Genomic DNA, 22,976 nt, shown 5'->3' on the forward strand with positions numbered 1-22,976 from the left:
ATGTTGTAGCCACGGGCAGAAAACAGCCCCACCACGCGCGACAGCGCGCCGGCCTCGTTTTCAAGCAAAACTGCAATGATGTGTTTCATGATGCGATTCCTCTTTTCGCCGCCCTCCCCCGTGCACGGTAATGCACAGGCTTGGCGGGCAATAGATTCGTCAATAGGATGGGTGATGGTTCGATTGGATGCATGAGCCGCGGCGAACGCCGCCGCGGACCTGCCGATCAGTCGTTCAGAGGTCTTCCGCCCCCAGCAGCATTTCGGTGATGCCCTTGCCCGCCTTGACCATCGGGAAGACGTTTTCGGTGGGGTCGGTCCGGAAATCCATGAACACCGTGCGGTCCTTCAGCTTGCGTGCTTCGCGCAAGGCGCCTTCCACATCCTGCGGACGCTCGATCAGCATGCCGACGTGCCCATAAGCCTCGGCCAGCTTCACGAAGTTCGGCAGTGCATCCATGTAGCTGTGGCTGTAGCGGCCAGAGTATTCGATCTCCTGCCACTGGCGAACCATGCCCAGATAACGATTGTTCAAGGCCAGGATCTTGATAGGCGTGTTGTACTGCAAGCAGGTCGACAGTTCCTGGATGCACATCTGCACCGAACCTTCACCGGTGACGCAGAACACCTCGCTCTCGGGTCGTGCCAACTTGATCCCCATGGCATAGGGAATTCCGACTCCCATGGTGCCAAGTCCGCCGGAGTTGATCCAGCGGCGGGGCCGGTCAAACCGGTAATACTGCGCGGCCCACATCTGGTGCTGGCCGACATCCGAGGTGATGTACGCGTCCTCGTCCTTGGTCATCTCCCAGAGCGTCTCGACGACATATTGCGGCTTGATGACGTCGTTGTTGCCCCGGTCGTATTTCAGGCAATCGCGCGCGCGCCAGCCCTCGATCGTTTCCCACCAGCCCTTGAGCGCGTGAGCGTCCGGCTTGAGCGATCCCTCGCGGATCATCGAGATCAACTCGACCAGCACATCCTTGACGTCGCCGACGATGGGCACATCCACCTTCACCCGCTTGGAGATGCTGGAAGGATCGATATCGATATGGATGATCTTGCGTTCGTTCTGGGCGAAATGCTTCGGATTGCCGATCACGCGGTCGTCAAAACGGGCACCCACCGCCAGCAACACGTCGCAGTGCTGCATCGTGTTGTTGGCCTCGATCGTGCCGTGCATGCCCAGCATGCCCAGGAACTTGCGATCCGAGGCGGGATACGCACCAAGACCCATGAGCGTGTTGGTGACCGGGTAACCCAGCATGTCCACCAGGGTACGCAGTTCCTGCGTGGCATTGCTGAGCAGTACGCCACCGCCGGTATAGATGTATGGGCGCTTGGCCGACATCAGCAACTGCAAGGCCTTGCGGATCTGGCCGCCGTGCCCTTTGCGCACCGGGTTGTACGAGCGCATCTCCACGGATTCGGGATAGCCCGCATACGGCGTCTTGTTGAAAGAGACGTCTTTCGGGATGTCCACCACCACAGGGCCTGGACGGCCAGTGCGTGCAATGTGAAACGCCTTTTTCATGACATCCGCCAGTTGGCGCACGTCCTTGACCAGGAAGTTGTGCTTGACGACGGGTCGGGTGATTCCGACCGTATCGCACTCCTGGAAAGCGTCCTGGCCGATCGCCGCCGTGGGGACCTGGCCCGAAATGATGACCATCGGAATGCTGTCCATGTAGGCCGTGGCAATTCCCGTGACGGCATTGGTCACGCCAGGACCGGATGTAACCAGCGCTACGCCAACATCGCCTGTCGCGCGGGCATAGCCGTCTGCCGCATGGACCGCAGCCTGTTCGTGGCGCACGAGGACATGCTGGATGGTGTCTTGCTTGAAGAAGGCGTCGTAGATATGGAGTACGGCACCGCCCGGATAGCCCCAGACGTACTTGACGCCTTCGGCCTGCAGTGACTTGACGAGGATTTCCGCACCGCGGAGTTCGGGGGTGGATGCGCCGGCAGATGCGGCCGCTGCGGATGCCATTTCGGCTTTGGTGATTTCCATTTTCAACCTTTGTGAATTTCTCTGACGAAAAACCTTGGGTGCCCCTTCGATTGACTCTTGTGAAGTTACGTCGGAACTTGAGGCCAGGGACATGGGCGTGCTGCTTGCTCCGCCGGACCGTGACCCGTTTGCATTTTGATTTGCAGCGCGCATTATCGCACTGCAACATCACGGACACCAAAACATGACGGTTTTTCTTTATGAAATGAGATAATCCCACCCTGTTCAGATTCCGGCCAGGGCCATTGCGGCTTCGCCCTGACTCAGGAAGCTGCGATACAACCCCCTCCAGCAAGCCCTTGGCAACCGAACAAGAACTCAACGACTTCCTGAAAAGCGTCGAAAAACGAGCTTTCAAGCGTTCGGTGTATCACGTTCGCAACGAGGAGTCGGCGCTGGACATCGTTCAGGACAGCATGATGAAGCTGGCCGAACACTACGGGGACAAGCCCGCATCTGAGTTGCCCATGCTGTTTCAGCGCATCCTGTCGAATTGCACACTCGACTGGTTTCGCCGCCAAAAGACCCGCAGCGCTCTCTTCTCGAACCTTGGAGACTTCGAATCGGCATCGGAAGATGGCGAATTTGATCTTCTTGAAACTTTTTCCGGAGTTGACGACTCGCAACAGGTCGAAAGTGCCGAGGACAGCACCCGCCGCGCCCAGACCTTTCACGAAATTGAAGACGAAATCATGAAGTTGCCTGCGCGTCAACGCGAAGCCTTCCTCATGCGTTACTGGGAGGATATGGACGTGGCGGAAACTGCCGCGGCCATGGGCTGCTCCGAGGGCAGTGTCAAGACACACTGCTCCCGTGCGGTTCTGGCCCTCAGCACGGCGCTGAAGGCGAAAGGGATACAACCATGACTTATTCTCTCCATCACCAAGCTGAAGTCCTGATGGATCGCTATGGCGTGAAGGTCGCTGCCCGTCTTTCGCAAGGGTCGGCGCAGTTGCCGCACGATATCTCCGAGCGCCTGCGCGTTGCCCGGTTGCAGGCTGTCGCCCAACGCAAACGTGCGCCGGTCGTACAGTCCCGTCTTGCGACGAGTGTTTCGTCTTCCGGTGGCGCCGCGGCGCTCACTTTCGGAGATGAAGGCTGGAGTATCTGGAGTCGCATGGCGTCTGTCTTGCCGCTGGTTGCGCTGGTTGCCGGTCTGGTGCTCATCAACGGGATTCAGAACGAAGACCGCGCCAATGAGGTGGCCGAAGTGGATACCGCCTTGCTGACCGACGACCTTCCTCCTGCGGCATACGCCGATTCCGGATTCATCCAGTACTTGAAGTCGGCCGCTCACCGCACCGCGTCCGAATGAGGACAGGCGGTAACGTCCGATGACGATCGCGCTTCCGAGCTCCCGCCTCTTTCTGGTATTTCTCGCTTCAATGACGGGGGGGCTTACTTTGGGCTGGGCCCAGCCGGCTTCCGAAGGAACTCCCCCTGCCGTACTCACCCAGCAGGCACCGGCGCCTGCGCTGCCAGGTCTTGCGGCGCCCGCTGCGGCGACTGCCAGCCAGAATCTGCCGGCCCGTAGTCCCCTGCCTGCCGCAAGCGCCGCATCGTCCCGCGCCTTCACGCCAGCGGCCACATCGCCTGTGGCACCGCCCAAAGCGTGGAACGAATTGAGCGCACCGCAGCAACAGGCGCTCAAGCCACTGGCGGCGAACTGGAACAGCATCGACGAACCCCAGAAGCGCAAGTGGCTGGCTGTCTCCAAGAATTTCGGTTCCATGACACCCGCCGAGCAGGCCAAACTGCACAGCCGCATGAGTGAGTGGGCGGCCTTGAGCCCCAAGCAGCGAACACAGGCTCGCCTGAACTTTGGCGAAACCACCCAGGTTCCCGCCGAAGAAAAGCGCGCGACATGGGAGGCCTACCAGGCATTGAGCCCCGAGGAGAAGCGCAAACTGGCGGCTGGCGCGCCATCGCGCCCACCTGGCGCCGCGCCGGCGCTCAAGCCAGTGCCGGCAACCAAGCTCGCAACGACCCCGAACGCCAATCCACCACGGGGCGGAGCCTCGGGCACCTCACCGGCTGCGGCCCGCGCCGCCAGCGCGCCCCGCCAGATCGACCAGAAGACCCTGCTGCCACGCAAGGTCGCCAGCGCGCCCTGAAGCGGCCGGTCCACGTCCGCCTTCATGCGCGCCTCAACCGACGTCAGCAAGTCCGGGACACCGGAGGCGGCACCTTTCGAATCAGCACCCCTGATGGCGCCCGGCCTGGGTCGCCGCATGGCCTGCTGGCTCTACGAAGGCATGCTGATGTTCGGCGTCGTGTTCATCGCCGGTTACCTGTTTGGCACGCTGACCCAGACCCGTCACGCGCTGGACAACCGCCATCCCTTGCAAGCCTTCCTTTTCGTCGTCTTCGGCATCTATTTCACCTGGTTCTGGGCACGCGGACAGACGTTGGCCATGAAGACCTGGCACATCCGCCTGGTCGACCGCAGCGGAATGCCGGTGTCGCAAAAGCGTGCGCTGCTGCGTTATCTCCTGAGCTGGATCTGGTTTCTGCCACCGCTTGCCGCTGTCGCGCCCTTTGGTCTCAGCGGCGGTGAGATGGCCGTCCTGACCTTTGGCTGGATCGCCGTCTGGGCTTTGCTGAGTCGCTTTCACCCACAGCAGCAGTTCTGGCATGACGTTCTGGCCGGCACCCGGCTCGTTTCGACGCGGCCTGCAGGGAACTGAGCCCTGCGTCACACCGCGGCCATCGGTGACAATCGGTTTCAGCCGACGTCACGCCATTTTTCCAGCACCCGAAAGGCCGCCCGCTCAGACTCGTCCGCAGTACGTTTGATGGCGAATTCAGCCGATCGCGAATGCCGAACGCCCTTGACCTGAAACCCGCTCATGACTCCAACTTTTTCCGTCTGTGTGTACTGTGGATCCAAACCCGGTGCCAGCCCCGACTTTGCGACGACAGCCCGGGCCGTCGGGCACTGGATCGGCGCGCGCGGCGGCCAGCTCGTTTACGGCGGCGGCAAGAACGGCCTGATGGGCATCGTGGCCGCAGCCACCCTTGAAGCGGGTGGCCGTGTGGTCGGTGTGATCCCCAAGGCGCTGGTCGAGAAGGAATGGGCCAACAACGACTGCAGCGAACTGCACATTGTCGATACGATGCACGAACGCAAGCGCCTGATGGCCGAGCATGCGGATGCCTTTCTGGCCCTTCCCGGGGGCATCGGCACGTTCGAGGAATTCTTTGAAGTCTGGACCTGGCGCCAACTGGGCTATCACGACAAACCGGTCGGGCTGCTGAACCAGAATGGCTACTATGATCTGCTCGTCACCTTCCTGCAGTCCACCGTGACACAGGGCTTCATGGGCGACTGGCAGATGGGCCTGATCCGCATCGGCGACCAGGCCGAAGACTTGCTGCGTGAACTGGTGCAAGCCGCCGGTCTGGCGCCCGAGTCCCATCTGGACCAGATCTGAGGGCGCGGCGCAGGCCACTCCTCAGGACAAACCCGCTCAGACGGCGGTTTCGTTCTCTTCGCCGGTGCGGATGCGCACCACGCGTTCCACAGCGGTGATAAAGATCTTGCCGTCGCCGATCTTGCCGGTACGAGCCGCCGACACGATAGCCTCCACGCAGCGGTCAACATCCTCGCTCTTGACCACGACCTCCACCTTCACCTTGGGCAGAAAATCGACCACGTATTCCGCGCCACGGTAAAGCTCAGTGTGACCCTTCTGGCGGCCAAAACCCTTGACTTCGGTAACGGTCAACCCGGTGACGCCGCACCCGGCGAGCGCCTCGCGAACTTCCTCGAGCTTGAAGGGCTTGATGACGGCGGTGATCTGTTTCATGGTTCTTTTCCTGCTGCAAGTTCAAATTAAGCGCGAAATTTGCTAGTAATAGGATAACGCCAATCCTTGCCGAAGCTACGATGGGTCACACGAATCCCCACCGGGGACTGTCGGCGCTTATATTCGTTGAGCTTGATCAGGCGCGTCACCTTCTCGACATCCGCCCGGGCAAAGCCGCGCGCCACGATCTCCTCGATGCCTTCGTCGTTCTCCATGTAGTGCTCGACAATGGCATCCAGTACCTCATAGGGCGGCAGACTGTCCTGGTCCTTCTGGTCGGGCCGCAGCTCGGCGCTGGGTGGCCGGGTGATGATGCGCTCGGGGATCGGACTGGCGCCCGTGCCATAGGGATCGTTGGCGTTGCGCCAGCGCGCCAGACGAAAGACCGCCGTCTTGGCCACGTCCTTGATCACCGCGAAGCCACCCGCCATGTCCCCGTACAGCGTGCAGTAGCCGGTGGCCATCTCGCTCTTGTTGCCGGTGGTCAGGACCAGCGCCCCGGTCTTGTTGGACAAGGCCATCAGCAGCGTGCCGCGGATGCGGGCCTGGATGTTCTCTTCGGTCGTGTCCTCCGCCAGGCCAACGAACTGCGGCGCCAGCGAGACCTTGAAAGCTTCGAATTCCGGAAGGATCGAGATCTCGTCGTAGCGCACGCCCAGCCGTGCCGCCATGTCCCGGGCGTCGATCCAGCTGATGTCCGCGGTGTAGGGCGAAGGCATCATCACCGCGCGCACCCGGTCGCGCCCGAGCGCATCCACCGCCACCGCCAGCACCAGCGCGGAGTCGATGCCGCCCGACAAGCCCAGCAGCACGCCCGGAAAGCCGTTCTTTCCAATGTAGTCACGCACGCCCAGCACCAGGGCATCCCAGAGGTCGGCATCCAGCACCCGCTCCGGCACCATGTCCGCTACCACATCGATAGCATCCACTGACCGTTTCACGCTGGCATAGAACAGCTTTTCTTCAAAACTGGGCGCCCGGCCGGCGATTTCGGCATCCACGCCGACGACGAAGGAGTGTCCCTCGAACACCACCTCGTCCTGCCCACCGACCAGGTGCGCGTACACCAGCGGCAGGCCGCTTTCCCGGACCCGTTCACGCATTGTGGCTTCACGCTCGTAGCCCTTGCCCACATGAAACGGCGAGGCGTTGATGACCGCCAGCAGTTCCGCGCCCGCTTCCTTGGCCAGCCGCGCCGGCGACTCGAACCAGGCGTCCTCGCAGATCAGCAAGCCAATCCTGAAGCCGCCGGCCTCGAACACACAGACGCCCTGACCGGGCGTGAAATAGCGCCGCTCGTCGAACACCTGGTAGTTGGGCAGTTCGCGCTTGGCATAGGTCGCGACCACGTCACCGCCACGCAGCACGCTGGCCGCGTTCAGGCGGTCCTGCACCGCCACGCTGCGGGTGCGCCGGTCGCCGCCGGTCGGATGGCCCACCACCACCGTCAGGTCTTTCAGCGCCGCCAGTTCATCGGCCACCCGTTTCACGGCATCATGGCAGGCCGCAATGAAGGCCGGGCGAAGGAACAGGTCTTCGGCGGCGTAACCACAGATCGACAGCTCAGGGGTCAGCACCAGGCGCGCGCCCTCGGCGTAGGCGGTGCGCGACGCGTCGATGATCTTCTGCGCGTTGCCCGCCAGATCGCCCACCACAAAATTGAGCTGGGCAATACAGATTTTGAGAGTCATACAGGTGCTGAAAAACGAGTCAATGCCCAGAAACGATGGCGGGGAATCCCCGGGTGGCGGTGCACCCCGGCCGTCCGAAGGGGATGCGGACAATTATGTCATTCGGGTGTTTGATTCACCGGGGCAGATCGCCGTCATCGCCTGGAACGCCTTGTTGGCCGCCCAGCCCCATCCCACGCCCTTCATGCGGCACGAATACCTGGCGGCACTGCACGACAGCGGCAGCGCCACCCCAGCCACCGGCTGGGTGCCCAACTTTCTGACGCTCTGGCGGGGTGAGACCCTGGCGGCCGGCTGCCCGCTGTACCTCAAGGAGCACTCCTACGGCGAATACGTCTTTGACTGGGCCTGGGCAAACGCCTACGCCCAGCATGGCCTGGCCTACTACCCGAAAGCGCTGGTGGCGGTTCCGTTCACACCCGTGCCCGGCACCCGCCTGCTGGCGCGTGACGACGAGGCGCGCCAGGCGCTGCTGCGCTCGCTGGTCCGGTGGTGCGAGGATCGACAACTGTCCTCGCTGCACCTCCTGTTCGCCGCCGACGAGGACCTGGCCGCCTGCGACAGCGCCGGACTCTTGCAGCGCCACACGGTACAGTTTCATTGGACAAACCTCGCCCCCACGCTCGCCACTTCGTGTGCTTCACTGGCCTTGCAGGCCACGATGCCGTCGGAGCCGGCATCCCTTCGCGCTGTCCAGACCTGCGCAGGCAGGTCCGGAGCCGCAGCGCTCAGCCCCGAGGGGGCGCCCTTCGCCTTGGGGCGGCCCGGCGGCGAAGTCGTCCCTGCCAGGCGCTTCGGCAGTTTCGAGGAGTTCCTGGCCAGCCTGACCCAGGAAAAGCGCAAAAAGATCCGCCAGGAGCGACGCAAGGTCGCCGAGGCCGGCGTGACGTTCCGATGGGCGCGCGGGGCTGACATCCGCCCCGCCGACTGGGACTTCTTCTACCGCTGCTACGAGCGCACCTACCTCGAACACGGCAATGCGCCTTACCTCACCCGCGACTTCTTTCAGCGCATGGCGCACGACCTGCCGCAGACCTGGCTGCTGTTCGTGGCGGAGCGCGCCGGCCGCCCGATCGCTTCCAGTTTGATAGCGCTTCATGACCCATCGACGCTGGGATCGGGCCAAAAACGCCCGGAAAATGCGCCGCAGCTGCCGTCTACAGGCCTCGATGCCCCGTCTGGCGCGGAAACGGTCGCCTACGGGCGCTACTGGGGTGCGCTGGAGCGGGTGGACTGCCTGCATTTCGAGGCCTGCTACTACCAGCCACTGCAGTGGTGCATCGAGCACGGCGTTCATCGCTTCGAGGGCGGCGCGCAGGGCGAGCACAAGATGGCACGCGCCCTGCTCCCGGTGCGGACCTCCAGTGCGCACTGGCTGGCCCACCCGGATTTCGCCGAGGCCGTGGAGCGCTTTCTGGAGAGCGAAGGCCAGGGCGTGGGCGAATACCTGGACCATCTGCAGGCGCGAAGTCCCCTGCGCAAGCCGAGCGGCCCCTGAGCTCCTCCGCGCCGGCGTCAACCGGCCGCCAACAGCCCCGCCACGTGGGCACCGATGGCCAGGCAGCTCGTCAGGCCCGGCGATTCGATGCCGAACAGATTCACCAGCCCCGGCACGCCATGTTCGGCCGGCCCCTGGATCAGGAAGTCCGCGGCAGCCTCGCCGGGCCCGCTGATCTTGGGCCGGATGCCGGCGTAGCCCGGCGCCAGCGCACCGTCCGCCAAGGCCGGCCAGTACTTGCGCACCTCGGCGTAGAAGGCGTCACCGCGCGATGGATCGACCACCAGGTCATCGGGCGACCCAACCCATTGCACATCGGGCCCGAACTTGGCCTGCCCGCCAAGGTCGATGGTCAGGTGCACGCCCAGGCCGGCGGCCTCGGGCACCGGGTAGATCAGCCGCCCGAAGGGCGAACGGCCCGACAGCGTGAAGTAGCTGCCCTTGGCAAAGAACGCCGGTGGCACATGGCGGGCGTCCAGCCCCTGGAACTGCCGCGCCAGCGCCGGCGCGTACAGACCGGCGGCATTGATCACCGTGGTGGCAGCCAGCTCCGTGCCGTCATTCGCTACAACAACCATAGCTACATCTGACTGTTTCACGCTGGGAAATGCCCTATTCACACCTGAATTGAGCGCCAGCAGGCCGCCAGCGTGCTCCAGATCCCCCAGCAACGCCAACATGAGGCCATGACTGTCCACGATGCCGGTGCTCGGCGACTGCACCGCCGCTACGCAGGCCAGTTCGGGTTCCAGCGCGCGCGCCTGCTCGCCACTAAGCAGCGCCAGATCGGTCACCCCGTTGGCGGCGCCTTTGGCCAGAAGGCCATGCAGGTAGGCCACCTGCGCCTCGTTCGTGGCCACGACCAGCTTGCCACAGCGGCAATGGGCGATGCCGCGCTCGGCACAGTAGGCGTACAGCAGATCCCGCCCCTGCACGCACAGCCGCGCCTTCAGCGAGCCCGGCGGGTAGTACAGCCCGGCATGGATCACCTCGCTGTTGCGCGAGCTGGTGCCGGTGCCGATCGCATCCGCCGCCTCGACCACCACCACCTCGCGCCCCTGCAGCGCCAGCGCCCGGGCCACCGCCAGCCCCACCACGCCCGCGCCGATCACCACCACATCAACCTGATCCATGCCAACGTCCCTTCAACCCGCTTGCTCGAAGCCTTCGATCACGTTCACCGCGTTCTCACCCAGTTCGGCGGCCGCATAGCCGCCTTCCAGCACAAAGACTGTCGGCATCCCCAGGCGACCCAGCCGTTCGCCCAAGCGGGAAAAATCATCCGCCTGCAGCGCAAAGGTCGAGATCGGATCGCCCGCGAATGTGTCCAGCCCCAGCGAGACCACGAGGGCGTCCGCCCCATGCCAGGCGATGCGCGCACACGCCACGTCCAGTGCCTCGAACCAGGTAGAGGCGGCACTGCCGGCAGGCAGCGGCAGGTTCAGGTTGAAGCCCTCGCCGGCACCACGGCCGGTTTCGTCGGCATGGCCCAGGTAGAACGGGTATTCAGTGCGTGGGTCGCCGTGCAGGCTCACGAACAGCACGTCCGCGCGCTCGTAGAAGAGGCTTTGCGTCCCGTTGCCATGGTGGTAGTCCACATCGAGCACCGCCACACGACGACACCCTTGCGCGCGCAGCGCCTGCGCCGCCACGGCGGCATTGTTCAGGAAGCAGTAGCCGCCCATGAAGTCCGCGCCTGCATGGTGGCCCGGTGGACGGGTGGCGCAGAACACGGCGTGCTCGCCTGCGTGCAGCAGCCGGGTGGCACTCACCGCCGCGTCGGCGCCGGCCTTGGCCGCCGCCCAGGTGCCGGCGCAGACGGGCGAACCGTTGTCCATCGAGTAAAGGCCCAACCGGGCGGTGAAGTTCGCCGGCTCCACATCGGCACGCAGGCTGCGCACCGGCCAGACCGAGGGGAACGGCTGGTGATCGGCGTTGCCAGGCTCCAGCGCCAGCCAGTCGGCCCAGGCGCCTTCCAGAAACGCCAGGTAGCGTGCGGTGTGGACCTGCGCCAGCACCATGAGGCTGTCCGCGTCGGGTTCACGCAGCACGTGGCCGCGCGCCACGAGCTGTTGCTGCACGTACCGCGCCCGCGCGGGTGACTCGAAGCAAGGCACCCGCTCGCCCCGGAAGAACTCGTGCTGCGGCGCATGCTGCACATGCTGCTCGGAAAAGAAGGTGATCATGGGTGGGCGGCCGCAGGCGATCGCGACCGCTGCGTCAAAACGGCTTCAAAGGTCTCGTGGATCGGTCTGCAGCAATCGCTCCACCAGCGAGCGAAGGTGGGCCTTCAGCGGCGCAAACCCGTCGTTCATGGCCAGCGTGGCCTCGTCCATGTAGAGCTTGCGGTTGATCTCCAGCTGCAGGCTGTGGCGGTGCTCGGCGGGCCGGCCGTAGCGGCGCACCAGTTCCACGCCCTTGTAGGGGTGGTTGTATTCGACCTGGTAACCGAGACCGCGCAGATGCTCACACACCAGGCGGGCCAGAGCCTCGCTGGAGGTCGTGGCGTCACGGTTGCCTACCACAAAGTCCGCATGCACGAGTCCCGGGAAATCGGTGGCGTGGCTGGCGGCAACGGCCGGCATCGAATGGCAGTTCACATGCAGGCTGTAGCCGTGGCGCGCATGCGCCGCGTCGATCGCCTGCTCAACGGCGGCATGGTATGGCTGCCAGCAGTTCTGAATCCGCGCCTGGACCTCTGCCACACCCAGCTTGCGCTCGTACAGGGCCACGCCGTCGTCGGTGCAGCGCCAGATGAGGCCTTTGCCCAAGCGCACTTTCGACAACACCGCCGCGTCGGTGGCCACCGGCGCGGGCCAACCGCCGTCCAGCATCGCCACATCCACTTCGGTGGTGTCGCGGTTCGCATCCAGGTAGCTGCGCGGGAAGTGCGCTTCGATCCAGGCCACGCCCAGCGCGGGCGCGAAGCTGTAGAGCTTTTCGACATGGGTGTCCTCGGCGCGGCGCAAGGTCCCACGGTCGCACACAGTGCCAAAGTCGTCGGGGTAGTCGGTGCCGCTGTGCGGCGAATCGAGCACCAAGGGTGCGGTGCCGGGCAGATAGGTCACGAAGGGCATGCAGCCATTGTGACGCAAGCACGACAGCCCGGCCACCGGGTTAACGGCACACTGGCGGCTTTCACTCGCACCATCGTCCGGAGGCTCCATGGATCTGTCTAATCTCAAAGGCAAGGTCGCCATCGTCACGGGGTCGAGCCGCGGCATCGGCCGCTCCATCGCCATCCAGTTGGCCAAAGCTGGCGCCAAAGTCGTGATTTCGAGCCGCAAGCTGGCCGCCTGCGAGGACGTCGTGCAGACCATCCGCGACGCCGGGGGCGAGGCCATGGCGATCGCGGCCAACATCTCCGACAAGGCCCAGGTCGAAGCCCTGGTAGCCCAGACCCGCGCGGCCTGGGGCGGCATCGACATCATGGTCTGCAATGCCGCGACCAACCCCTACTATGGCCCGATGACCGGCATGAGCGACGAGGTCTTCGACAAGATCATGCGCAACAACGTGCTGTCCAACGCCTGGCTGTGCAACCTGGCCTACCCGGACATGAAGGCGAAGAAGGACGGCGCCATCGTCATCGTCTCGTCGATCGGCGGCCTGCACGGCTCGTCCGTCATCGGTGCCTACAACGTCTCCAAGGCCGCCGACATGCAGCTGGCCCGCAACCTGGCCGTGGAATGGGGACCGGACAACATCCGCGTGAACTGCATTGCGCCGGGGCTGATCCGCACCGACTTCGCCAAGGCGCTGCACGAGAATCCTGTGCTCAGGGCCAAGGTGGAAGGGGAAACACCCCTGCGCCGCATCGGTGAGCCGGACGACATCGGTGGCATCGCAGTCCTGCTGGCCAGCGCGGCTGGGCAATACATCACTGGGCAAACCATCGTGGCCGATGGCGGAATGATGATCCGCTGAACGTGGGCGGCCAAGAAAAAAGCCCCTTGAAACGGGGCTTTTTTGTTATTGCAACCGAGGGGTTCCTGGGGACCCCCGCCACTGCCAGGGCCGTTCAGCCCATGTGCAGGCCGCCGTTGACCGAGAAGTCGGCACCCGTGGCATAGCCGCCTTCGTCGGAAGCCAGCCAGGCAATGATGGAGGCGATTTCGCTCGGCTCGCCCAGGCGCTTGACCGGCACCGTGGCGACGATCTTGGCCAGCACGTCTTCACGGATCGCCTTCACCATGTCGGTGCCGATGTAGCCGGGGCTCACGGTGTTGACCGTCACACCCTTGGTGGCCATTTCCTGCGCCAGCGCCATCGAGAAGCCGTGCATGCCGGCCTTGGCCGCAGAGTAGTTGGTCTGGCCGGCCTGGCCCTTGTTGCCGTTGACCGACGAAATCTGGATGATGCGGCCCCAGCCCCTTTCGACCATCTCCGGCACGACCTGCTTGGTCACGTTGAACATGGAGTTCAGGTTGGTGTCGATGACGGCATCCCAGTCTTCGCGGGTCATCTTCAGGAACATGCGGTCGCGCGTGATACCGGCGTTGTTGACCAGCACATCGATCGGGCCGTGCTCGGCCTTGGCCTTGCCGAAAGCCTCCACCGTGGAGTTCCAGTCGGCGACATTGCCCACGCTGGCGTAGAACGTGTAGCCCAGCGCCTTCTGCTCGGCCAGCCACTTGTCGAAATCACGCGTCGGGCCGCAGCCGGCGATGACCTTGAAACCGTCCTTGTGCAGGCGCTGGCAAATGGAGGTACCAATGCCGCCCATCCCACCCGTGACGTACGCAACTCTCTGACTCATATCGTGCTCCTCTTAGTACTAATAAAAACCGAATCCGGCCGCACCTGACTGCAAGCGCTGCCGCGCATTGTCATCTGAACTCAGCGCTCCAGTGCAAGGGAAACCCCCATGCCACCGCCGATGCACAGCGCAGCCAGGCCCTTCTTCGCATCGCGGCGCTGCATTTCGTGCAGCAACGTGACGAGAATGCGGGCACCGGACGCTCCGATCGGGTGACCGATGGCAATGGCACCACCGTTCACGTTGACCTTGGCCGGGTCGATGTCCAGCGCCCTGTTGACGGCGCAGGCCTGGGCCGCGAAGGCCTCGTTGAGCTCGAACAAATCCACATCGGCAGCTTTCCAGCCGGCGCGCGCCAGTGCTTTCTGCGAAGCTGGCACCGGGCCCATGCCCATCGTGGCCGGATCCAGGCCGCTGGTGCCGAAGGCAGCGATGCGCGCCAAAGGTTTCAGACCCAGGGCGGCCGCCTTCTTCGCGCTCATCACGACCACCGCCGCGGCGCCGTCGTTGATGCCGGACGCGTTGCCCGCAGTCACCGATCCCGCCTTGTCAAAGGCCGGACGCAGGCCGGCCAGTGCTTCGGCGTTCGTCTTCTTGTTGATGAATTCGTCGGCATTGAACAGGATGGGATCGCCCTTTTTCTGGGCAATCGACACGGTGACAATTTCATCGCTGAACCTGCCGGCCGCTTGCGCGGCAGCAGCCTTGGTCTGGCTGGCCAGGGCCAGGGCGTCCTGCATCTCGCGCGTGATGCCATAGGCTTTGGCCACGTTTTCGGCGGTCACGCCCATATGGTACTGGTTGTAGACGTCCCACAGACCGTCGACGATCATCGAGTCGATCATCTTCCAGTCGCCCATGCGCTGGCCGTCCCGCGAGCCCAGCAGCACATGCGGGCTGGCACTCATGTTCTCCTGACCGCCGGCCACGACGATCTCGCTATCGCCCCAGGCCACGGCCTGTGCCGCCAGCATGACGGCCTTCAGGCCCGAGCCGCAAACCGCGTTGATCGTCAGGGCCGGGGTTTCCTTGGCCACACCGGCTTTCAGGCTGGCCTGACGCGCCGGGTTCTGCCCCGCGCCGGCGGCCAGCACCTGGCCCATGATGACTTCGCCGACCTGGTCCAGGCCCACATTGGCACGCGCCAGCGCCTCACGGATCACGATGGATCCGAGTTCAGTGGCCGCAACCTTGGCGAGCGAGCCGCCGAACTTGCCGACGGCCGTACGTGCGGCGGATACGATGACGATGTCTTCCATTTGTCTTTCCTCGATATGTTGGTTTGGCTTCACCCTGAGCTGGTCGACAGGTGAAACAGGTATTCTGGACTTCGACCGGCTCAGTCCTGAATGCGATCGATCAGGCCTTGGCCTTCACATAGCGCCCCGGCGCCGGCTCGATGGCTTTGTACTTGGTCCCCTTGCCATAGGTCTTCGGTGCCGCGATCTGCTTGCCGGCATAGCCCTTGAGCCAGTCCGACCAGTCCGTCCACCAGCTTCCGGGCGATTCGGTGGCACCCGCAATCCACTCGCCGGCCGTCTTCGGGAACTTTCCGTCTTCACGCGTCCAATGACTGCGCTTCTTGGCCGCGGGCGGGTTGATCACACCGGCAATATGGCCCGAAGCGCCCATGACGAAACGCTTCTTGCCCGGGAACACCTGCGTGGACCCGTAAGAGCCCCCGATCGGCACGATGTGGTCTTCGCGGGAACCGTAGATGTACATCGGGATGTTCACCTTGTTCAGGTCCACCTTGACGCCGCAGACCGTGGCCTTGCCGGGCTTGACCAGGTTGTTTTCAAGATAGGTATTGCGCAGGTACCAAGCATAGAACGGGCCCGGCAGGTTGGTGCTGTCGCTGTTCCAGTACAGCAGGTCGAACGGCGGCGGGGTCTCGCCCTTGAGGTAGTTGCCCACCACGTAATTCCAGACCAGGTCGTTCGGGCGCAGGAAGCTGAAGGTCGATGCCAGGTCCTGCCCCTTGAGCAGGCCGCCCTTGCCCATCTGCATTTCGCGGTACTTGACGAAGTTCTCGTCGATGAAGACGTCCAGGATACCGGTGTCGGTGAAATCCACCAGAGTGGTCAGCAAGGTCGCGCTCGCGGCCGGCGTTTCGCCGCGCGCCGCCAGCACCGCCAGCGCGGTGCTCAGAATCGTGCCACCGACGCAGAAGCCCAGTGTGTTGATCGTCGGGGCGCCGGTGATCTCCTGCACCGTATGGATCGCCTTGATGGCGGCATCCTCGATGTAGTCATCCCAGGTCTTGCCAGCCAGCGACGCGTCCGGATTGCGCCAGCTCACCACGAAGGTGCGATGCCCCTGCGCCACTGCATAGCGAATGACGGAGTTCTCGGGCTGCAGGTCCAGGATGTAGTACTTGTTGATGCAGGGCGGCACCAGCAGGAACGGCCGCTCGTACACCTTGGCCGTCAGGGGCTTGTACTCGATCAGCTGGAACAGCTCGTTCTCGAAAACGATGGCGCCCTCGGTCGTGGCGACGTTGCGGCCCACCTCGAACAGGCTTTCGTCGGTCATCGACACGTGGCCCAGCTTGATGTCGTTCAGCAGGTTCTGCATCCCCTTGGCAATGCTCTCGCCCTGGGTGTCGATCGCCTTTTTCTGCGCATCGGCATTCATCGCCAGGAAATTGCTGGGCGCCGACGCGGCCATCCACTGCTCGACCGCGAAACGGATGCGGTTGCGTGTCTTCTCGTCGCTTTCGACCGCTTCAGCCAGCCCCATCAGCGCGCGCGAATTCAGCAGATAGGTCGCAGCGGAGAAGGCCGCCATCGGGTTCTTGCTCCACGCTTCGGCCGAGAAGCGCCGATCCTTGACCGCCGGCGTGCCCGCCACCGACTGGTTCCACAACTCGGAGGCTTCCTTCAGGTACTGCTGCTGCAACTCCTGCAGCTTTGCCGGAGAGAACTGGATCCGCGGTGGCGTCGGCGCCTCAGGCATGCCCGGCACAGCGGATGGCAAACCACCCAGGTCCATGTTCTGGAACGCCTGGAAGGCATTCTTCCAGCCGTCGGCCATGCTTTTCTGGAACTGCTGTGTGGCTTGCGCCCACGATTCGGTAGAGTCGGGTATCAAGGTGTCTCCTGCTGGGTAAGCTTATTGGTAAAAACCCTGAGTATCTCAGGTGTTTCCCTTCAATTTTCTGACATTTCCATGGAACCCGCCCAACCATGTACATCATCGCCATCGGCTGGCTGTACGTCGCGCTCATGATGAGCGTGGCCGAGGCCACGAACACGACCGGCACCGTGCTCGGCGCCATCATCACATTCCTGCTGTACGGGGCCGGCCCCGTGGCGCTGCTGATGTACATCCTGGGGACGCCAGCGCGGCGCAAGGCGATTCGGGCGCGGGAAGCGCAGGAAGCCGAAATGCTGCGTGCCAGCACGACGGATGGTCAGGCTCCCGGTGGTCCACAGGAGCCGGTTGAGACCGGGCGTCCGGATGCGCCGCAAGGCCCGGCCGGCCGCCGGGATTGAAGACGAAAAGAGCCTTTCGAAACCGGCCTGCGCCCTGCGCTGTCTTCAAAGGCCCGGCTCAGGGCGTCACGACATCGCGAATCTCGATCTTCAGCCCGGAGCTTCCCACAGGAACCGAAGCAGACTGACCGGCCAGGTCGCCAGGCTGGCGCATCGCGTTCCCGCTCTTGCTGATCCGTGCCTCGATCACGACGGTTCCGGCGGCCGACAGCGTCGCCGCGGGCGACATCGACGAACTGTCATCCAGCGAAAACTGGATGGGCAGATCACTGACCTTCTTGCGCAAAATAGCCACCGGCATGCCGCGCCCGGCCGTTGGACGGGCCAGAATGAACACGGTGTCGTCGGGCGCTGCCTGTTTGGCCAGGGCCGGGGCCAGGCTCACTACGCCACTCACGGTTTTCCCGGTCAAAGCAGGCTGCGAGTTCGCGGATACCGGTGCCGTCTGTGCCGTGGTCTTTGCGTCAGCCGGGAGGCCGCCGAGCGCGCGGGCTTCCTTCAGGCCGCCCGCAATCTCGCGCACGTAGTCGCTGTCCGGCGGTCCGACATCGACCAGACGCTGCCAGTACTTGACGGCCCCCGCGTAGTCCTTGCGCATGAAGGCGTCCGTACCGGCCAGCGCCAGCGCCTTCAGGTTGTTCGGATCGGCCTGGAGCGCCTTCGCAACCCACTTCATGGGCTCGCCGGCCAACGACATGTTGTTGTTGACCGCCATCGAATCGGCGTAGTCAGCGAGGACCTGCGCATCCGTTGGCCGCAACGCCACCGCCCGCTCGTACGCCTTCAGCGCATCGGCATGCTGACCCACGACCGTGTAGGAGCGACCCAACATGACCCAGCCCTCGGCGTTGTCGGGCTGCTCTTTCAGGCGATTGGCGAGCTTGTCGATCATCACCATGAACTCTTCCTTGCCGATGGCGTGCTCCGGCCCGCCTGCAGCCGCGGAGGCAGCGGCATCCGCCGGTCCCTGTCCCATGCGCTGCGGAGAGCCCTTCCACGCGTACCCGGCGCAGGCCAGAACGACCACTCCGGCCACGAGAAGGGAGACGAACTTGCCCGAAGGTCTGACGCTGGCCTGTGCCTGCGCCGGCGCGGCAACCGCTGCCGACCCGCCGCCGGACGACGCGCCGGCGGCCCGTTTTCCCCGTTTGCCGCCGCCCGTCTTCTCGGCAAAGGCGCCGCCGTCCTGCATGACCTTTTCAAGCAGGCTCTTCTCCAGTGCTGCGCGTTGGGCCTCGTACTGCCCGTCCGATACCGCACCGGATGCGTGGGACGCCTTGAGCTCCAGCAGTTGTTGTTTGAGCGTGGCGATGGTGTCAGTCATGTCGGCTGGCCGTGAGGGTGCTGCGTGTGGTTTCGGATGGCGCAGCAGGGGGCTCTTCATCCGGATCGGCTTCAAACTGGTCGGGCGACAACCGGCTGCGTCGGCGCAACACCAGGAACAGCGTGAACAAGCCGCCGATCAGAAGCAGCCCCGGCCCGAACCAGAGCACCAGAGTCGTGCCCTTCAGCGGGGGGCGATACAGCACAAAATCGCCGTAGCGGGCAGTCATGTAGTCGATGATCATCTGGTCGGAATCCCCGCGCTTGAGCATCTCCTTGACCTGGTTGCGCAGGTCAACCGCCAGTTCGGCATGGGAATCGGCAATGGTCTGGTTCTGGCATACCAGGCAGCGCAGCTCGGTGGCGATGCGCAGCATGCGGGCCTCGAGCACCGGATCTTCGGCCGCAGGCGCCGCCTCTTTCGCCTGGGTCCATCCGGCGAGCAGCGCCAGGGTCAGGATCACTATCCATCTAGCCATTGAGTTGCCTCACAAGGGGTTCGATCTTGTCGCGGATCACGTCCGGAGTCAGCGGCCCGATGTGCTTCATGCGGATCACGCCTTGACGGTCGATGATGAAGGTCTCCGGCACGCCATAAACGCCCCAATCGATGCCCACGCGCCCGTCGGCGTCGAACAGGGACGCCACATACGGGTCGCCGAAGCGGGCCAGTGTCTGCTGTCCGGCGGCGCGGGTGTCCTTGTAGTCTAGGCCGTAGATAGGAACGATCTTGCGGGCCGCCATCTCCACCAGCAGGGGGTGTTCGTCGCGACAGGCCGCGCACCAGGAGGCCCATACATTGAGCATCCAGACCTTGCCCAGCAGGTCTTCCCGGCGCACGCGCTGTCCGGGGTCATCAAGGCGCGGCAGGTCGAAGGCCGGGGCTGGCTTGCCGATCAATGGCGACGGCACTTCCCGGGGATTCAGCCCGAGGCCAATCAGCAGGAAAGCGGCGAGCGCCAGGAAAATGCCCAGGGGAAGCAGGAACTTCAGTTTCTTCATGCGGTCGCTCCCACCAGACCCGCACTGGCCTCCTCCGCCCGCTTGCGCGAGCGGTAGCGCCGGTCGGTCGCCGCGAGCACGCCCCCCAGCGCCATGATCAGGCAGCCACCCCAGATCCAGTCGACAAAGGGCTTGACGTACACCCGCACGATCCAATCGCCACCGCCCACCGGTTCGCCGAGCGACACATAGAGATCCCGGGTGAAGCCGGTTGCAATGGCCGCCTCGGTCATCGGGTTGTTCTGGACGCGGTACACCCGCTTTTCAGGACGCATGTCGCGCAAGCGCTTGCCGTTGTGAGTGACCTCGATCAGGCCCTGGGTCGCCATGTAGTTGGGCCCCGGCAGCTCACGGGTGCCCCGGAACGTAAAGGTGTAGCCGTTGACCGTGGTGCTGTCGCCCAGGGACATCTTGACGTCGCGCTCGACCTCATAGGTCTTGACCATCGAAACACCGATGCAGAACGCCGCCACGCCCAGGTGAGCCACCATCATGCCGACCATGGCCCGTGGAAGCTGGCGGGCCCTGCGCGGCGCATCGCTCCACGGGGTTCCAGCCGGATGAATGCGTTCCAACAGGTCGGTCAGCAGGGAGGTCACGATCCAGAAGGCCATGAAGAGGCCAACGGTCGCGGCAAATGAGATGCGACCTGCCAGCCAGCCTGTGGCGACCGCAACCACCACACTGACGCCCGCGGCCCAGCGCAGGCGCCGCGCGAGGTCGGGCAAGCTCGCCTCTTTCCAGCGCGCCAGCGGCCCGATGCCCATCAGAAAGATGGTGGGGGCCATCAGCGGCATGAACACGGCGTCGAAGTAAGGCGGGCCGACCGAGATCTTCCCCATCCCGAGAGCGTCCAGCAGCAACGGATACAAAGTGCCCAGTAGAACCGCGCCGGTGGCCACCACCAGCAGCACGTTGTTGCCCAGCAAGGCCGTTTCCCGTGACACCAGCGCGAAACGGGCACCGAGTCCCACCTTGGGTGCGCGCCAGGCGTAAAGCGTCAGCGAAGCACCCACCGCCACGACCAGGAAGGCCAGAATGAACAGACCCCGTCGCGGATCGGTCGCAAAGGCATGCACGGACGACAAGACGCCCGAGCGCACCAGGAAGGTCCCCAGCAGCGAAAGCGAAAACGCCAGAATGGCCAGCAGCACGGTCCAGGACTTGAAGCTGCCGCGCTTTTCAGTGACCGCCAGTGAATGGATCAGCGCGGTGCCGACCAGCCAGGGCATGAACGAGGCATTCTCCACCGGGTCCCAGAACCACCAGCCGCCCCAGCCCAGCTCGTAATAGGCCCACCAGCTGCCCAGCGCGATGCCGATGGTCAGAAAAGCCCACGCCGCCGTGGTCCAGGGGCGCGTCCAGCGCGCCCACGTCGTGTCGAGGTTGCCGCCGATCAAGGCCGCAATCGCAAAGGCGTAAGCCACCGAGAAGCCCACGTAGCCCATGTAAAGCAGCGGCGGATGAAACACCATGCCGGGGTCCTGCAACAGCGGGTTCAGATCCCGGCCGTCAGCCGCCGCCGGAAACAGGCGATCGAACGGATTGGAGGTCAGCAGCAGGAACAGCAGAAAACCCAGACTGACCAGCCCCATGACGGCCAGAACGCGCGCCACCATGGGCAGCGGCATGCCCTTGCTGAAACGGGCCACCGCGCCCGTCCAACCCGCGAGCATGAGCAGCCACAGCAGCATGGATCCCTCATGGCTGCCCCAGGATGCGGCGATGCGATAGGCCAGGGGAAGCGCTGAATTCGAGTTCATCGCCACGTTGTGGACCGAGAAATCGTTTTGGACAAACGCCGTCGCAAGACACACATAGGCCAGCATCACCAGCGCCAGCAACAGATAGGCACAGGGCCGCACGATCGCCATCCATGCCTGGTTGCCCCGCGCCGCGCCAACCAATGGGAAAGTGCCCATCACGATGCTGACGCCGAGCGCCAGCCAGAGCAGGAAATGCCCGATTTCAGGAATCATTTCTTGCCCTCCATCACCACCGAAGCGCCGACCTTGCCATTGACGTCGGTCGCCCGTTTCACGGCTTCGGCCGCCTCGGGCGGCATGTAGTTCTCATCGTGTTTGGCCAGCACCTCGCGCGCCTCGAAAACCCCCCCGTTCATCTGACCTTGAGCCACGACGCCTTTGCCTTCCTTGAACAGGTCCGGCAGAATGCCCTGGTAACGCACCGGAACCGTTTTCGCGGTGTCGGTCACGACAAAGTTGACGACCACCCCGTCGCGCTTGACGCTGCCCGCTTCCACCAGGCCGCCCAGGCGGAAGGTCCGCCCGGTGGGCGCTTCCTTGGCCGCCACCTGCGATGGCGAGAAGAAAAACACCAGATTGCTCTGGAACGCGTTCATGACCAGTGCCGCCGCGGCCGCGATGGCGCACAGCACACCGGCCGCGATGGCGAGTCGTTTGTGACGGGTCTTCATTCAATCTCCCTGTTCAATTGACTGGCCCACCTGGCCCAGTGCCTGGCGATACCGGTGGCGCGCCAGCAGCGGCTCCGCCACCATCAACACCAGCACCACCCCATAAGAACCCCAGACATACAGGCCATAACCCCCCATGGCCAGAAATTCGGACAGACTGCCCCAGTTCATTTCACTTCCTTTGCTTCCCGCGCCGCCAGGTCGATCACCCACTGCGCCTGCCGTTCGCGCTCCAGCACGATCGCGCGGGTGCGCATGAAGACCACGGCAAACGAATAGGCCCAGAACGCAATCGTCATGAGCAGCATCGCGTTGAGCATGGTCGCCGCCATCTTCGGCGCGGCCGTCATGCTGATCGTCGCACCCTGGTGCAGCGTGTTCCACCATTTCACCGAGAAATAGATGATCGGCACGTTGATCGCGCCAATCAGCGCCAGCAAGGCGCCGGCATGATCCGCACGGCGCACATCATCAATCGATTCCACCAAGGCCATGTATCCCAGATACAGGAACAACAGGATTAGTTCCGACGTCAGCCGGGCATCCCAGACCCACCAGGTGCCCCAGGTGGGCTTGCCCCACAGTGCGCCGGTCCACAGCGCCAGAAAAGTGAACATGGCGCCGGTGGGCGCCAGCGCGCGCGCCACCATCGAGGCCAGCCGGGCATTGGCTGCCCAGCCGAAGACGGCCCAGCCGGCCATCACGAGATACAGCACCATCGACATCCAAGCCGCAGGCACGTGCACGAAGATGATCCTGTACGAATCACCCTGGGTCGCATCGGTCGGCGCGACGAAAAAGCCCATGTACAGGCCGGCCAGCGCAAAGCCGATCGCGGCCAGCCACAGCCAAGGCAGCAGAAAGCCGCTCAGGGCAAAGAACCGCGACGGCGCGGCAAAGGTGAACAGACGGATGGAACGACTCATTCGAGGCCCGCAGAAGAAATG

24 protein-coding genes and 1 pseudogene are annotated in these 22,976 nt (G+C 64.1%); 8 read left to right on the forward strand and 17 right to left on the reverse strand.

What is annotated here, in order from left to right:
- Both ACMUOY_RS16720 and ACMUOY_RS16725 read right to left on the reverse strand, forming a co-directional pair.
- A pseudogene (locus ACMUOY_RS16720) lies at window positions 1–89 on the reverse strand (acetolactate synthase small subunit); the annotation flags it as partial.
- A gap of 145 nt (window positions 90–234) precedes the next feature.
- Window positions 235–2,013 carry an acetolactate synthase 3 catalytic subunit gene (locus tag ACMUOY_RS16725; protein ID WP_413893872.1) on the reverse strand — a complete coding sequence of 593 codons (1,779 nt, stop codon included), beginning with the start codon at window positions 2,011–2,013 and terminating at the stop codon, window positions 235–237.
- Between the two features lie 299 nt (window positions 2,014–2,312).
- On the opposite strand from ACMUOY_RS16725, the gene ACMUOY_RS16730 reads away from it, so the two are divergent.
- From ACMUOY_RS16730 to ACMUOY_RS16750, 5 genes are all read left to right on the forward strand, one after another.
- A complete protein-coding gene (locus ACMUOY_RS16730; RefSeq protein WP_413893873.1) occupies window positions 2,313–2,879 on the forward strand; it encodes an RNA polymerase sigma factor in 567 nt (188 codons plus the stop codon).
- Window positions 2,876–3,328, forward strand: coding sequence for a DUF3619 family protein (locus ACMUOY_RS16735; RefSeq protein ID WP_413893874.1), 453 nt, complete (start codon window positions 2,876–2,878; stop codon window positions 3,326–3,328). Before ACMUOY_RS16730 ends, ACMUOY_RS16735 begins: the two co-directional genes overlap by 4 nt.
- 307 nt (window positions 3,329–3,635) lie before the next feature.
- On the forward strand, window positions 3,636–4,127 hold the full coding sequence (locus ACMUOY_RS16740; protein WP_413893875.1) for a DUF3106 domain-containing protein: 492 nt from the start codon (window positions 3,636–3,638) through the stop codon (window positions 4,125–4,127).
- Between the two features lie 24 nt (window positions 4,128–4,151).
- On the forward strand, window positions 4,152–4,700 hold the full coding sequence (locus ACMUOY_RS16745) for an RDD family protein (protein WP_413893876.1): 549 nt from the start codon (window positions 4,152–4,154) through the stop codon (window positions 4,698–4,700).
- A gap of 162 nt (window positions 4,701–4,862) precedes the next feature.
- Entirely contained in the window at window positions 4,863–5,447 is a 585-nt protein-coding gene (locus ACMUOY_RS16750) for a TIGR00730 family Rossman fold protein (RefSeq protein ID WP_413893877.1), read from the forward strand.
- Window positions 5,448–5,483: 36 nt separating this feature from the next.
- Here the strand turns inward: ACMUOY_RS16750 and ACMUOY_RS16755 are convergent, their stop codons facing one another.
- Both ACMUOY_RS16755 and ACMUOY_RS16760 read right to left on the reverse strand, forming a co-directional pair.
- A complete protein-coding gene (locus ACMUOY_RS16755) occupies window positions 5,484–5,822 on the reverse strand; it encodes a P-II family nitrogen regulator (RefSeq protein WP_413893878.1) in 339 nt (112 codons plus the stop codon).
- A gap of 26 nt (window positions 5,823–5,848) precedes the next feature.
- Window positions 5,849–7,513, reverse strand: coding sequence for an NAD+ synthase (locus ACMUOY_RS16760; protein ID WP_413893879.1), 1,665 nt, complete (start codon window positions 7,511–7,513; stop codon window positions 5,849–5,851).
- A gap of 106 nt (window positions 7,514–7,619) precedes the next feature.
- Here ACMUOY_RS16760 and ACMUOY_RS16765 point away from each other — a divergent pair, with 106 nt between their 5' ends.
- Complete coding sequence (locus tag ACMUOY_RS16765; protein ID WP_413893880.1) at window positions 7,620–9,011, forward strand: GNAT family N-acetyltransferase; 1,392 nt, start codon at window positions 7,620–7,622, stop codon at window positions 9,009–9,011.
- Between the two features lie 17 nt (window positions 9,012–9,028).
- Here ACMUOY_RS16765 and ACMUOY_RS16770 read toward each other — a convergent pair whose 3' ends face one another.
- From ACMUOY_RS16770 to ACMUOY_RS16780, 3 genes are read right to left on the reverse strand one after another with little or no spacing between them, the layout of a single operon-like run.
- Window positions 9,029–10,144, reverse strand: a complete 1,116-nt coding sequence (locus tag ACMUOY_RS16770) for an NAD(P)/FAD-dependent oxidoreductase (RefSeq protein ID WP_413893881.1) — start codon at window positions 10,142–10,144, stop codon at window positions 9,029–9,031.
- Window positions 10,145–10,156: 12 nt separating this feature from the next.
- Window positions 10,157–11,197, reverse strand: coding sequence for a histone deacetylase family protein (locus tag ACMUOY_RS16775; RefSeq protein ID WP_413893882.1), 1,041 nt, complete (start codon window positions 11,195–11,197; stop codon window positions 10,157–10,159).
- 45 nt (window positions 11,198–11,242) lie between these two features.
- Window positions 11,243–12,088, reverse strand: coding sequence for an N-formylglutamate amidohydrolase (locus tag ACMUOY_RS16780; protein WP_413893883.1), 846 nt, complete (start codon window positions 12,086–12,088; stop codon window positions 11,243–11,245).
- Between the two features lie 88 nt (window positions 12,089–12,176).
- Here ACMUOY_RS16780 and ACMUOY_RS16785 point away from each other — a divergent pair, with 88 nt between their 5' ends.
- Window positions 12,177–12,938 (forward strand): SDR family NAD(P)-dependent oxidoreductase, encoded by a 762-nt coding sequence (locus ACMUOY_RS16785; protein WP_413893884.1) that lies wholly within the window; start codon window positions 12,177–12,179, stop codon window positions 12,936–12,938.
- Between the two features lie 94 nt (window positions 12,939–13,032).
- Here the strand turns inward: ACMUOY_RS16785 and phbB are convergent, their stop codons facing one another.
- From phbB to phaC, 3 genes are all read right to left on the reverse strand, one after another.
- Window positions 13,033–13,770, reverse strand: a complete 738-nt coding sequence (phbB, locus tag ACMUOY_RS16790; protein WP_413893885.1) for an acetoacetyl-CoA reductase — start codon at window positions 13,768–13,770, stop codon at window positions 13,033–13,035.
- A gap of 80 nt (window positions 13,771–13,850) precedes the next feature.
- Entirely contained in the window at window positions 13,851–15,029 is a 1,179-nt protein-coding gene (locus tag ACMUOY_RS16795) for an acetyl-CoA C-acetyltransferase (protein WP_413893886.1), read from the reverse strand.
- A gap of 100 nt (window positions 15,030–15,129) precedes the next feature.
- Window positions 15,130–16,806 carry a class I poly(R)-hydroxyalkanoic acid synthase gene (gene phaC, locus ACMUOY_RS16800; RefSeq protein WP_413893908.1) on the reverse strand — a complete coding sequence of 559 codons (1,677 nt, stop codon included), beginning with the start codon at window positions 16,804–16,806 and terminating at the stop codon, window positions 15,130–15,132.
- Window positions 16,807–16,958: 152 nt separating this feature from the next.
- Between phaC and ACMUOY_RS16805 the strand changes: the two genes are divergently transcribed.
- Window positions 16,959–17,267, forward strand: coding sequence for a hypothetical protein (locus ACMUOY_RS16805; protein ID WP_413893887.1), 309 nt, complete (start codon window positions 16,959–16,961; stop codon window positions 17,265–17,267).
- Window positions 17,268–17,325: 58 nt separating this feature from the next.
- Here ACMUOY_RS16805 and ACMUOY_RS16810 read toward each other — a convergent pair whose 3' ends face one another.
- Genes ACMUOY_RS16810 through ccmC form a run of 7 tightly spaced genes read right to left on the reverse strand, consistent with a single transcriptional unit; the run spans window position 17,326 to window position 22,955 of the window.
- On the reverse strand, window positions 17,326–18,591 hold the full coding sequence (locus tag ACMUOY_RS16810; RefSeq protein ID WP_413893888.1) for a tetratricopeptide repeat protein: 1,266 nt from the start codon (window positions 18,589–18,591) through the stop codon (window positions 17,326–17,328).
- Complete coding sequence (locus ACMUOY_RS16815; RefSeq protein ID WP_413893889.1) at window positions 18,584–19,069, reverse strand: cytochrome c-type biogenesis protein CcmH; 486 nt, start codon at window positions 19,067–19,069, stop codon at window positions 18,584–18,586. Before ACMUOY_RS16815 ends, ACMUOY_RS16810 begins: the two co-directional genes overlap by 8 nt.
- Window positions 19,062–19,592: a DsbE family thiol:disulfide interchange protein gene (locus ACMUOY_RS16820; RefSeq protein WP_413893890.1), complete on the reverse strand. Its 531-nt coding sequence runs from the start codon at window positions 19,590–19,592 to the stop codon at window positions 19,062–19,064. The genes ACMUOY_RS16815 and ACMUOY_RS16820 overlap by 8 nt, the downstream gene beginning before the upstream one ends.
- Window positions 19,589–21,571 (reverse strand): heme lyase CcmF/NrfE family subunit, encoded by a 1,983-nt coding sequence (locus ACMUOY_RS16825; RefSeq protein WP_413893891.1) that lies wholly within the window; start codon window positions 21,569–21,571, stop codon window positions 19,589–19,591. The genes ACMUOY_RS16820 and ACMUOY_RS16825 overlap by 4 nt, the downstream gene beginning before the upstream one ends.
- The gene (ccmE, locus tag ACMUOY_RS16830) at window positions 21,568–22,029 is read right to left on the reverse strand and encodes a cytochrome c maturation protein CcmE (protein ID WP_413893892.1); all 462 of its coding nucleotides are present in this window, start codon (window positions 22,027–22,029) and stop codon (window positions 21,568–21,570) included. The genes ACMUOY_RS16825 and ccmE overlap by 4 nt, the downstream gene beginning before the upstream one ends.
- On the reverse strand, window positions 22,030–22,200 hold the full coding sequence (gene ccmD, locus ACMUOY_RS16835) for a heme exporter protein CcmD (RefSeq protein WP_413893893.1): 171 nt from the start codon (window positions 22,198–22,200) through the stop codon (window positions 22,030–22,032). It lies immediately after the preceding gene.
- On the reverse strand, window positions 22,197–22,955 hold the full coding sequence (gene ccmC / locus ACMUOY_RS16840; protein ID WP_413893894.1) for a heme ABC transporter permease CcmC: 759 nt from the start codon (window positions 22,953–22,955) through the stop codon (window positions 22,197–22,199). The genes ccmD and ccmC overlap by 4 nt, the downstream gene beginning before the upstream one ends.
- Between the last annotated feature and the right edge of the window lie 21 nt (window positions 22,956–22,976).

It is taken from the genome of Candidatus Skiveiella danica (assembly GCF_022705245.1).
Taxonomy (GTDB): Bacteria; Pseudomonadota; Gammaproteobacteria; order Burkholderiales; family Burkholderiaceae_C; genus Skiveiella; species Skiveiella danica.